This is a genomic window from Pseudomonas sp. MWU349, from assembly GCF_017947325.1.
Classification (GTDB): Bacteria; Pseudomonadota; Gammaproteobacteria; order Pseudomonadales; family Pseudomonadaceae; genus Aquipseudomonas; species Aquipseudomonas protegens.
In genome coordinates, this window is sequence record NZ_JAFEVP010000002.1 from 850,161 (window position 1) to 862,324 (window position 12,164).

9 protein-coding genes are annotated in these 12,164 nt (G+C 63.3%); 7 read left to right on the top strand and 2 right to left on the bottom strand.

The genetic code is table 11. The features are described 5' to 3' along the window. Positions 1 to 22 precede the first annotated feature (22 nt). On the bottom strand, positions 23 to 1,606 hold the full coding sequence (locus tag KCG88_RS11165; protein WP_047285215.1) for a PAS domain-containing methyl-accepting chemotaxis protein: 1,584 nt from the start codon (positions 1,604 to 1,606) through the stop codon (positions 23 to 25). 158 nt (positions 1,607 to 1,764) lie between these two features. Then, positions 1,765 to 2,010, bottom strand: a complete 246-nt coding sequence (locus KCG88_RS11170; RefSeq protein ID WP_011063296.1) for a hypothetical protein — start codon at positions 2,008 to 2,010, stop codon at positions 1,765 to 1,767. A gap of 213 nt (positions 2,011 to 2,223) precedes the next feature. Between KCG88_RS11170 and KCG88_RS11175 the strand changes: the two genes are divergently transcribed. The 7 genes from KCG88_RS11175 to KCG88_RS11205 all read left to right on the top strand — a co-directional run bounded on the left by KCG88_RS11175 (position 2,224) and on the right by KCG88_RS11205 (position 12,142). Beyond that, positions 2,224 to 3,384, top strand: a complete 1,161-nt coding sequence (locus KCG88_RS11175) for an efflux RND transporter periplasmic adaptor subunit (RefSeq protein ID WP_210712376.1) — start codon at positions 2,224 to 2,226, stop codon at positions 3,382 to 3,384. Then, positions 3,381 to 6,476: a multidrug efflux RND transporter permease subunit gene (locus KCG88_RS11180; RefSeq protein ID WP_210712377.1), complete on the top strand. Its 3,096-nt coding sequence runs from the start codon at positions 3,381 to 3,383 to the stop codon at positions 6,474 to 6,476. Before KCG88_RS11175 ends, KCG88_RS11180 begins: the two co-directional genes overlap by 4 nt. Positions 6,477 to 6,484: 8 nt before the next feature. Beyond that, positions 6,485 to 7,162, top strand: a complete 678-nt coding sequence (locus tag KCG88_RS11185; protein ID WP_210712378.1) for a heavy metal response regulator transcription factor — start codon at positions 6,485 to 6,487, stop codon at positions 7,160 to 7,162. Continuing rightward, positions 7,152 to 8,516 (top strand): heavy metal sensor histidine kinase, encoded by a 1,365-nt coding sequence (locus KCG88_RS11190; RefSeq protein WP_047285223.1) that lies wholly within the window; start codon positions 7,152 to 7,154, stop codon positions 8,514 to 8,516. The genes KCG88_RS11185 and KCG88_RS11190 overlap by 11 nt, the downstream gene beginning before the upstream one ends. A gap of 219 nt (positions 8,517 to 8,735) precedes the next feature. Next, positions 8,736 to 8,960, top strand: a complete 225-nt coding sequence (locus KCG88_RS11195) for a hypothetical protein (protein WP_210712379.1) — start codon at positions 8,736 to 8,738, stop codon at positions 8,958 to 8,960. A gap of 190 nt (positions 8,961 to 9,150) precedes the next feature. Beyond that, positions 9,151 to 10,476 (top strand): OprD family porin, encoded by a 1,326-nt coding sequence (locus KCG88_RS11200; protein ID WP_047337756.1) that lies wholly within the window; start codon positions 9,151 to 9,153, stop codon positions 10,474 to 10,476. 142 nt (positions 10,477 to 10,618) lie between these two features. Beyond that, positions 10,619 to 12,142, top strand: a complete 1,524-nt coding sequence (locus KCG88_RS11205; protein ID WP_047285228.1) for a diguanylate cyclase — start codon at positions 10,619 to 10,621, stop codon at positions 12,140 to 12,142. Positions 12,143 to 12,164 lie beyond the last annotated feature (22 nt).

Genomic DNA, 12,164 nt, shown 5'->3' on the forward strand with positions numbered 1-12,164 from the left:
AACAGCAAGCCGGCGAAGAGCCCTAGCCGCGCTTGTGCCAGAACTCCAGGGCCAGTTGCCGCAAATCCCCCGCCAGCCCGGCCACGTCGCCTGAATTGACGTGGCTGAGCTGGCCGGCATTGACGGTCGCTTCACAGGCATTGCGAATGCCGATGATGTTGCGGTTGATGTCCTCGCTGACCGCGCTCTGCTCTTCCACTGCTGCGGCGATCTGCAAACTCATCTCGGTAATCTGGTTGACCCGCTGGCTGATGCCGTCCAGGGCCACCGCCGCGCGCTTGGCCTGATCGACACTGCTCTCCACGTGCTGGCTGCTGTGCTGCATGGCTTCCACTGCATTGCGCGCGCCCATTTGCAGGGTGCTGATCATGCGCTGGATCTCGTTGGTGGAATCCTGGGTGCGCTGGGCCAGCCCGCGCACCTCATCGGCGACCACGGCAAAACCCCGGCCCTGCTCCCCGGCCCGCGCCGCCTCGATTGCCGCATTCAGGGCCAGCAGGTTGGTCTGCTCGGCGATGCTGCGGATCACCTCCAGCACCCCGGAAATGTCGGTGCTATGGCTTTCCAGTTGATGGATGACCTCGGTGGCCCGCTCCAGCTCGCTGGCCAGGCGCAGCACCGCACTGCGGCTTTCGCCCACCAGCAGGTGGCCCTCACGGGTTTCGCTTTCCGCCTGGTCCGCCGCCACCGAAGCCTGCTGGGCATGGGTGGCGACTTCGGCGACGCTGGCCGCCATCTGGTGAATGGCCGCCGCCACTTGATCGGTTTCCGCCTGCTGTTCCAGGGTGCTGTTGTGGCTGCTGTGCAGATGCTCCACCAGTTCCGCGGCATGCCCCTCCAGACGCTGGGACGCATCGCCGATGCGCCCCACTACCGCGCCCACCTGGGCTTCGAGCATCTGCAGGGCGAACTCGATGCGCCCGAACTCGTCGGTACGGCCGGTATAGATGCCCTGGCTCAAGGGGTTGTCACCGATCTGCCGGGCGCGCTCGGCCAATCGATCCAGTGGTCGCGTTTGCACGCCGACCGCGGTCAGGCTCAGGCACCACCCCATGGCCATCACGGCCCCCTGGACCATCCAGGATTCGGGCAGCAACCACACTGAAACGCCGTAGCTCCCCATGAAGCCGGCGCTGATGGAGGCCCACAGACGCAACCGCAGGCTGATCACCGGCAACAGGCTCCACCACGAGGGGCCGGCACCGTTGAGCTGGGCATAGGCCCGCTCCGCCGCCTCGATCTGGCGGACGCTGGGTTTGGTGCGCACCGACTGGTATTCCACCGCCTGGCCATCGCGGGTCACGGGCGTGACATAGGCACTGACCCAATAGTGATCGCCGTTCTTGCAACGGTTCTTCACCATGCCCATCCACGAACGGCCGCGCTTGAGGGTGCGCCACATGTGGGCGAAGGCCGCGGAGGGCATGTCCGGGTGGCGCAACAGGTTATGGGGCGAGCCCAGCAACTCCTCACGGCTGTAGCCACTGATCTTGATGAAATCAGGGTTGGCGTAGGTGATCGCGCTAGTCAGATCAGTGGTCGAAAGGATATTCGCATCAGGGGCAAAGTCCACGTTTCGCCCAGTAACCGGAAGGTTGATCTTCATGGATAGCGCGCTCGTATGTGTTGAGTGGAGTCGGCAGGGCTGCTGACTCTAAGCGCACTGATGCCACAAATACTGATCCAGCTCAGGTTTAAAGCAATTAGCCATCATTGCGATTAAAAAAGCGCAAATCGGGATTTTTTCTGCGAATGTCGGCGATATCAGCGTTTGCCCATGGAGCGACGGGTACCGGGAGGCGCTGCGCCGGGGGTCTTGGTGTGTCCGTTGCTGGCACCATTTTTGTACCAGGGCTGCTGGGCATTCTTGGCTGGAGCAAACTCGGAAGGCTTGAAAGGAAACTTGAACGCCGGGATCGCCGCTGTGCTCGGGGTGTCGGTAGCGGTTGCGTCGGCGGCCGGGTCGACGTTCAGGGCGTCATCCGCAGCGGGTTGTGCAGGGGAAGTCATGGAAACTCCAGGAGAGAAAGGAAATCCGCGCCGGGGTAGAGGCCGCAGTGGGCGCCAGTATACCTGTGCGCCAGCCATCTTTGATCGGGGCCCACCGGGAGTTTTCTGACAGCGCTGACAGCTGGCCGTCACGGTGCTGACCGGGTTGTCGGGCTATAACTGTGCCCAGATCATGGCCATCTTTCCGACATCATTGCCCGGCGCTCTCCTCCCATGCCCATTGCCAAGAAAACAGTCGTGACCGCAGCGGTACTCGTGGTGTTCATCGCCGGTGTCGCGTGGTTCCTGAACAAGCCCGCCACCGCCAGGCTGGCCGCGCCCACGGCCATTCCGGTACGGGTGGTCAGCGTGCAGCAGCAGGATGTGCCACGTTACGCCAGCGGCATCGGCACGGTGCTGTCGCTGCACAGCGTGGTGATTCGCCCGCAGGTGGATGGCATCCTGACCCGGCTGCTGGTCAAGGAGGGGCAACTGGTCAAGACCGGCGACCTGCTGGCGACCATCGATGATCGTTCGATACGCGCCAACCTCGATCAGGCCCGAGCCCAGCTGGCGCAGAACCAGGCCCAGTTGCAGGTGGCCCAGATCAACCTCAAGCGCTACAAGCTGCTGTCGGTGGATGACGGCATCTCGAAGCAGACCTATGACCAGCAAGTGGCCCTGGTCAATCAGCTCAACGCCACGGCCCAGGGTAACCAGGCCGCCATTGATGCCGCTCAGGTACAGCTTTCCTACACTCAAATCCGCTCTCCCGTCAGCGGCCGGGTGGGGATTCGTACCGTTGATGAAGGCAACTTCCTGCGCATGAGCGATACCCAGGGCCTGTTCTCGGTGACCCAGATCGACCCGATTGCCGTGGAGTTTTCCCTGCCCCAGCAAATGCTGCCGACCCTGCAGCAACTGATCGGCGCCCAGGACCCGGCAGCGGTCAAGGCCTTCCTCGGCGCTGACAGCAACAGCGCCGGGGCCCTGCTGGGCAACGGCCACCTGACCCTGATCGACAACCAGATCAACACCGGAACCGGCACCATCCGCGCCAAGGCGGAGTTCAGCAACGCCCAGCAGCAGCTATGGCCAGGGCAACTGGTGACGGTGAAGATCCAGACCGCCCTGGACCGGAGTGCCCTCACCGTACCGCCGACTGTGGTCCAGCGCGGCCTGGACCAGCATTTCGTATACCGGGTCAAGGGCCAGCAGGTGGAAGTCGTGCCGGTGCAGGTGGTGTATCAGGACAGCGGGTTGAACATCATTTCCGGGGTCCAGGCTGGCGATGTGCTGGTCAGTGACGGCCAGTCGCGGCTCAAGCCCGGCTCCCAGGTCCAGGTACTGAGCGATCCCCCCCAGGTGGTACAGGCGACGGAGCCCCAGCCATGAAAGGCCATGGCTCGGTGTCCGCCTGGTGCGTCGACCATCCGGTCGCCACCGTCCTGCTGACCTTCGCCCTGGTGCTGTTGGGCGCCATTGCCTTCCCGCGCCTGCCGGTGGCCCCGCTGCCAGAGGCCGAGTTCCCGACCATCCAGGTGTCCGCGGCCCTGCCCGGTGCCAGCCCGGACACCATGGCCTCTTCCGTAGCCACGCCCCTGGAGGTGCAATTCAGCGCCATTCCCGGCATGACCCAGATGACCTCAAGCAGTGCCCTGGGCTCGTCCCTGCTGACCCTGCAGTTCACCTTGAACAAGAGCATCGACACCGCCGCCCAGGAAGTGCAGGCGGCGATCAACACCGCCGCTGGCAAGCTGCCCAAGGACATGCCCACCCTGCCCACCTGGAAGAAGGTCAACCCGGCGGACAGCCCGGTGCTGATCCTCAGCATCAGTTCGACGCAGATGCCCGGCACCGAGCTGAGTGACTACGCGGAAACCCTGCTGGCCCGACAGATCAGCCAGATCGACGGGGTCGGCCAGATCAACATCACCGGCCAGCAGCGACCAGCGATCCGGGTCCAGGCTTCGGCGGACAAACTGGCGGCCATCGGCCTGACCCTGGCCGACATCCGCCTGGCGATCCAGCAGACCAGCCTCAACCTGGCCAAGGGTGCACTGTACGGCGAGTCGAGCATCTCCACCCTGTCCACCAACGACCAGTTGTTCCACCCTGAGGAATACGGCCAGTTGATCGTTTCCTACAAGGACAGTGCCCCCGTGCACCTGCAAGATGTGGCGCGGGTGGTCAACGGTTCGGAAGATGCCTACGTCCAGGCCTGGTCCGGCGACCAACCGGGGGTCAACCTGGTGATCTCGCGCCAGCCCGGGGCCAATATCGTCGAGACCGTGGACCGCATCCAGGCTGCCCTGCCGGGCCTGGAGGCCATGCTCCCGGCCTCGGTGCAGGTCAAGGTGCTGGTGGACCGGACCCAGACCATCCGCGCGTCGCTGCATGAAGTGGAGATCACCCTGCTGATCGCCGTGCTGCTGGTGGTGGCGGTGATGGCGCTGTTCCTGCGCCAGTGGTCGGCGACCCTGATCGTCTCCGCGGTGCTGGGCGTGTCCCTGACCGCCAGTTTCGCCTTGATGTACGTGCTGGGCTTCAGCCTGAACAACCTGACGCTGGTGGCCATTGTCGTGGCCGTGGGCTTTGTGGTGGATGACGCCATCGTCGTGGTGGAGAACATCCACCGCCACCTGGAAGCCGGCGACGGCATGCGCGAGGCGGCAATCAAGGGCGCCGGAGAAATCGGCTTCACCGTGGTCTCCATCAGCTTCTCCCTGGTGGCGGCGTTCATTCCCCTGCTGTTCATGGGCGGCGTGGTGGGCCGGCTGTTCAAGGAATTCGCCCTGACCGCTACTTCCACCATCATGATTTCGGTGGTGGTCTCGCTGACCCTGGCCCCCACCCTGGCGGCCCTGTTCATGCGCGCGCCGGTGCACCCGGCCCATGCCAAGCCGGGCTTCGGCGAGCGCCTGCTGGCGGTCTACGAGCGCGGCCTGCGCAAGGCCCTGGCCCATCAGAAACTGATGCTGGGGATCTTCGGCCTGACCCTGAGCATGGCCATTGCCGGCTATATCCTGATCCCCAAGGGCTTCTTCCCCGTGCAGGACACCGGCTTCGTGCTTGGGACTACCGAGGCTGCGGCGGACATTTCCTACCCGGACATGGTGAAAAAGCACCAGGCGCTGGCTGAGATCGTCGCCGCCGACCCGGCGGTGCAGGCGTTCTCCCACTCCGTGGGGGTCTCCGGCAGCAACCAGACCATCGCCAACGGCCGTTTCTGGATTTCCCTCAAGAACCGTGGCGACCGGGACGTGTCTGCCAGTGCCTTTATCGACCGCATCCGCCCGCAACTGATGAAGGTGCCCGGCATTGTCCTGTACCTGCGGGCCGGCCAGGACATCAACCTCAGCTCTGGTCCCAGCCGCGCCCAGTACCAGTACGTACTCAAAAGCAATGACGGCCCGACCCTGAGCACCTGGACCCAGCGCCTGACGGAGAAGCTGCGCAGCAACCCGGCCTTCCGTGACATCTCCAACGACCTGCAACTGGGCGGCAGCATCACCCACATCCATATCGATCGCACGGCCGCCGCGCGTTTCGGCCTTACCGCCAGCGATGTCGACGAGGCGCTGTACGACGCCTTCGGCCAGCGCCAGATCAACGAGTTCCAGACCGAGATCAACCAGTACAACGTGATCCTTGAACTCGACACGCAGCAACGGGGCAAGGCCGAGAGCCTCAACTATTTCTACCTGCGCTCGCCGCTGACCGGAGAAATGGTCCCGCTCTCTGCCCTGGCGCGCTTCGATGCACCCACCATCGGCCCGCTGTCGATTGCCCACGACGGCATGTTCCCAGCGGCCAACCTGTCCTTCAACCTGGCCCCCGGCGTTGCTCTGGGCGATGCGGTGATCCTGCTCAACCAGGCCAAGAGCGAAATCGGCATGCCAGCGGCCATCAGCGGCAATTTCCAGGGCGCGGCCCAGGCCTTCCAGAGCTCCCTGGCCAGCCAGCCTTACCTGATCCTGGCGGCGCTGGTGGCGGTGTACATCATTCTCGGGGTGCTGTACGAAAGCTTCGTGCATCCCTTGACCATCATTTCCACCCTGCCTTCGGCCGGGCTGGGCGCCTTGCTGATGCTCTGGCTGTGCGGCCAGGACTTTTCCATCATGGCGCTGATCGGCCTGGTGCTGCTGATCGGCATCGTCAAGAAGAACGGCATCCTAATGATCGACTTCGCCCTGGAAGCCCAGCGCCACGGCGGCCTGCCTCCCGAGGAGGCGATCTACCAGGCCTGCATCACCCGCTTCCGGCCGATCATCATGACCACCCTGGCCGCCCTGCTCGGTGCCCTGCCGCTGATGCTCGGCTACGGCGCCGGCGCCGAACTGCGCCAGCCCCTGGGGATAGCCGTGGTGGGCGGCCTGCTGGTCAGCCAGGCCCTGACGCTGTTCACCACGCCGGTCATATACTTGTGGCTTGAGCGGCTGTTCCACCGGCCCCAGCCGGCCCTGTTGCCGGCCACCACTACCTGAGGCGGGTCATGCGCGTTCTGATTATCGAAGACGAAGAAAAAACGGCCGATTACCTGCACCGCGGGTTGACCGAGCAAGGCTACACCGTCGACCTGGCCCGGGACGGCGTCGAGGGCCTGCACATGGCCCTGGAGGGCGACTATGCCGTGATAGTGCTGGATGTGATGCTGCCCGGCCTGGATGGCTTTGGCGTATTGCGGGCACTGCGTGCGCGCAAGCAGACCCCGGTGATCATGCTCACCGCCCGCGAACGCGTGGAAGACCGCATCAAGGGCCTGCGCGATGGCGCCGACGACTACCTGGGCAAGCCCTTCTCCTTCCTTGAACTGGTGGCCCGCCTGCAAGCCCTGACCCGTCGCAGCGGCGGGCATGAGCCGGTGCAGATCAGCATCGCCGACTTGTGGGTCGACCTGATCAGCCGCAAGGCCAGCCGTGCCGGCAGCCGCCTGGACCTGACCGCCAAGGAGTTTTCCCTGCTCAGCGTGCTGGCCCGGCGCCAGGGCGAGATCCTGTCCAAGACCGCCATCGCGGAAATGGTCTGGGACATCAATTTCGACAGCGACGCGAATGTCGTCGAAGTGGCGATCAAGCGCCTGCGGGCCAAGCTCGACGGCCCCTTCGAACAGAAACTGCTGCACACCATCCGTGGCATGGGCTATGTGCTGGAGAGCCGCAGTGCCGAGTAACTCCATCGCCCTGCGCCTGAGCGGGCTGTTCACTCTGGTGGCGCTGCTGATCTTCCTGCTGATTGGCGGAGCCCTCTACCAGCAGGTCGACAAGGGCCTGGGGCTGCTCCCGGAAGCCGAACTGGATGCGCGCTACAGCGTGCTGGAGTCGGCCCTAACCCGCTACGGCAATCCCGAACACTGGGCCAAGATCAACGCCAAGCTCAAGCTGCTGAGCGAGGAAGACAAACGCATCCGCTTCTGGGCCATCAGCGGCGACCCCGGCTATGAATACGGCAGCCCCGACGCGCAGATCCGCGAATTCGCCCAAGGCCCCCTGGGCATGCGTGACCTGAACCTGAGCGATCACCCCTATCCGCTGAAAGTCCTGGTCAGCCAGTTGCCGGCCAAGGAACAACGCCCGGCCATGCGCTTTCTGATCGCCATCGACACCGACACCTTCCACCAGACCCAGCATCAGTTGCTGATGGCCCTGATCGGGCTGGCCATTGCCGGCGTGCTGCTGGCCTCGGCCCTGGGCTACTGGGTGGCGCGGATCGGCCTCAAGCCGCTGATCAAGCTCTCCCAGGAGGCCCAGCGCCTGGCACCGCCACGGCTGTCCGGGCGCCTGCAACTGTCGCCGCTGCCGCCGGAGCTGAAGCAGTTCGTCAATTCCTTCAACTCCACGTTGGAACGGGTCGAACACGCCTACTCTCGCCTGGAGTCGTTCAACGCCGATGTGGCCCACGAACTGCGCTCGCCCCTGACCAACCTGATCGGCCAGACCCAGGTCGCCCTGACCCGGGGGCGCTCGGCGGAGCATTACTTCGAGGTACTGCAATCGAACCTTGAAGAGCTGGAACGGCTGCGTTCGATCATCAACGACATGCTGTTCCTGGCCAGTGCCGACCAGGGCAGCAAAGCCACCCAGCTCACCACCAGTTCCCTGGCGGCGGAAGTGGCAACGACCCTGGACTACCTGGACTTCATCCTCGAAGACGCCCAGGTCAGGGTCGAGGTCCAGGGCGACGCCCAGGTGCGGATCGAGGTTGCCCACCTGCGCCGGGCCCTGATCAACCTGCTGAGCAATGCAGTGCAGCACACCGCAGCGGGGGAAGTGATCCAGGTGCGGATCGAGGTCCAGGAACACCAGGTGGCGATCGCCGTCAGCAACCCGGGGCAGGACATTGCCAGTGAACACCTGCCACGGCTGTTCGAGCGTTTCTACCGGGTGGATGCCTCGCGCAGCAACAGCGGTGCCAATCACGGCTTGGGGCTGGCCATCGTCAAGGCCATCGCCCTGATGCATGGCGGCGATGTGTTCGTGCGCAGCGACCGGGGCATCAATACCTTTGGCCTGTACCTGCCCCTGTAGCTCTCGGATTCTGTAGGAGCCGGCTTGCCGGCGCAGGCGTCAACACATCCGGCGCAAGGCGATCTGGCGCGTTCGCTGGCAAGCCAGCTCCTACAAGCCAGCGCCTACTATTGTTTTTTTTGTAACAGTCCTTATCCTGTTCGACTCTTTTTCCAGCAGCCACGTGGTTATATTTTTGTCGCACCGAATTGAACTTGCTCTGCAAGAAGGTCTTCAGAAATGTCCAACAGTATGGGTATCGCCAGCGCGTTTGTTTTGTCTTCCCTGTTCGTGGCCCCGATGGCCATGGCCGAAGAATCCCAAGGATTCGTGGCAAGAAATACCGCACGCGCCGCCGCTTTCGAACAAGCCCAGATCGCCCAGGCAGCCCAGCAGCAAAACACTCAGCAAGCCCAGAAGATCACTGCCGAACAGAGCAAGAGCGACACGCAGAAAGACAGTTGATCCTAGCTTTCGACTTGTTTCCCTCGACAACTTCTCTGCTTTCAACCCGGGAGTAAGTTGTCTTAAAGCCGCTGAGTTCAGCGGCTTTTTTTTGCCGTATGGAAACCCTCGGCACACTCGTCATACCCAGAACAAGAAACACCCGAATTCACAATAAGAAGCCATTGTCGTTCACCAAAGGAGCTAAACGTTGTTCAAGACCTCACTGAAGATCAGCCCCCTGTTCATTGCAATCGCCGCAACGATCCCAACACTCGGGCAAGCCGCCGAAGACCCCAGGGCCGAGGGTTTTGTCGAGGGTTCGAGCCTCAAGCTCAACGCCCGCAACTACTACATGAACCGCAACCGCCTGCAGCAGAACAACGACAACATCGAATGGGGCCAGGGTTTGCTCGGCGTCTTCGAGTCGGGCTACACCCAGGGCACCGTGGGTTTCGGCCTTGATGCCAACGCCATGCTCGGCCTCAAGCTGGACGGCGGTGGCGGCACCACCAATTCGAGTATCCTGCCTATCAGCGACGATGGCCGGCACAAGGCACCCGGCTCGTTCTCCACCGCCGGCGCCACCTTGAAAATGCGCGCCTTCGATACCGAGCTCAAGGCAGGCGACCTGTTCCTCAACAACCCGGTGATCGCCGGCGGCATGAGCCGCATGCTGCCCCAGACCTTCCGCGGCGTGAGCCTGACCAACCACAGCTTCGACGGCTGGTTGATCGAGGGCGGCCAGGCCAGCTTCACCAAGCCGTACAACCAGAGCGGACACAAGCGCATCGGTACTTCCTACGGCAGCCTGCGCGAGGGCGACGAGAGCCTGCACCTGAACTGGGCCGGCGTGGCCTGGAGCGGCGTTCCAGGACTGACCAGCAGCCTCTATGCGTCCGAACTCAAGGACATCTGGAATCAGTACTACTACGACCTGGACTACACCTACGCGGTCAACGAACTGGTCAGCCTCAACCCGGGCCTGCACTTCTATCACACCCAGGACACCGGCCAGGCGCTGCTGGGCAACATCGACAACAACACCTACAGCCTGCACTTCACCGTCGGCGTGGGGAACCACAGCGTCACTGCGGCCTACCAGCGGGTCAATGGCAACACGCCATTCGACTACATCGCCCAGGGCGACAGCATCTACCTGGACAACTCCCAGCAGTATTCGGACTTCAACGGGCCCAACGAGCGTTCGTGGAAGCTCAAGTACGCCTATGACTTTGCCGGCCTCGGCCTGCCGGGCCTGACTTCGGCGCTGTCCTACTCGCGTGGCGAGCTGGACCTGACCAAGGTCGATCCCGCCAGCCGCGGCTATGCCAGCTGGTACAGCGCCGACGGCAAGAACGCCAAGCACTGGGAGCGCGACCTGGACCTCAAGTACGTGGTGCAGGGCGGCAGCGCCAAGGACCTCGCCGTACGCCTGCAGTGGGCCACCAACCGTGGCGGCAACGGCTACGGCGCGCTGGACAACGACACCGACGAATACCGGGTGATCGTCGACTACCCGATCAACGTCTTCTAATAAGCCACTCAAACAAAAAGACCAGCATGTTTTGCTGGTCTTTTTTTTATCGGAGATTTATACAGGCGCGCAGGCGTGACCGATTTCTGTAGCCCACGTCCACACTAGACTCAAAACTGTCGACGCAGCAGAAATCAAAATCATGAACGTGAGTAGTGCGACACCCCGCACAGGGAAAATCGCGTCAAATACCGAGCGCCTGCTGATCCTCTCCAGCTCGCTGATCGTTGTAGCCATTCTCGGCATCGTCACCTACCTGTTGATCCGCGAGCACGCCGCTGCCGAACAGGCTGCCACACGTGCCGCCAACAACATCGTGCAATTGATCGACGCCGATGTATTGCGCAACGTCGAGCTCTACGACCTGTCTCTCAAGGGACTGATCAGTGCCGCGCAACGTGACGATCTGAAGGATGCCTCGGCGTCCATACGTCACCTGGCGCTGTTCGACCGGGCCACCGCAGCGCCCTACAAGGGCGACATCCTCCTGCTGGACAGGCACGGCGACGTGCTGGCCGACTCGGCCTCGGTCGTGCCGCGCACGGGCAACTACGCCGATCGCGAGTACTTTCGATCGCACATCGACAATCCCGACCCGAGGATGATGATCAGCCCGCCGTTTCGCGCGCGCACCGGCGATCACGACTGGCGGATCAGCTTCAGTCGGCGGCTCAGCGACGAGCATGGCCAATTCATCGGGGTGGCCGAAGCGGCCATGCGCCTGAGCTACTTCAATGAGCTGTTCAGAAACCTGGATATCGGTCGCAACGGTACGATCAATCTGGTGAGCCGCGACGGCGTTCTGCTGGCCCAGCAACCCCCGCTGGCGGACGACCTGATAGGCAAGAACTTCAGCAGTCGCCCCAACTTCGTCCGCATTTTGCGCGAAGGCAACGGCAGCTTCAGCAGCGTCTCCAGCGTTGATCAGAAGCAGCGGCTGTACACCTTTTCCCAGGTCGGCGATCTGCCGCTGATCGTGATTGTCGCGCTGTCCATCGACGAGGTCTTCGGTGCCTGGCAACGCACCGCGTTGCTGATCAGCGGCGCCACTGGCGCCCTCTGCATCGCCCTGTTCTGGCTGACCTGGCAACTGTGTCGCGAACTGAGGCGCCGGCAGAACGCCGAGCAGGAACTGGCGCGCCTGGCAGCCGTCGATGCCCTCACCGGCCTGGCCAATCGCCGTACCCTGGACCAGGTGCTGAGCAACGAATGGTCGCGGGCCCGGCGCGCCAACCTGCCGTTGTCGCTATTGATGGTCGATGTCGATCACTTCAAATCCTTCAACGACCGCTTCGGCCACCCGCTGGGGGACCAGGCCTTGCGTGCGGTGGCACAGAGCATCGGCGCCTGCGTCGGGCGCCCATCGGACCTGGCGGCGCGCTATGGCGGCGAGGAGTTTGCGGTCATCCTGCCAGGAACAGACAGTGCCGGCGCCGCCGTACTCGCTGAGAAGATCCGCACCAGCATCGCCGCCTTGCCGGCCATCAGCGAACACGCCGCGCCGCTGACCGTGAGCATTGGCATCAACACCTGGTCGGGTAACCCCGATATCACTCTTGAACAATGGGTGAGCGACGCCGACAAGGCGCTGTATCAGGCCAAGTACAGCGGGCGCAACCGAGTGGTGTCCAATATGTCCCAGGGCGGCTTCAAGCGCGGCGCCTGAAACCGCAGGCATAAAAAAAGGC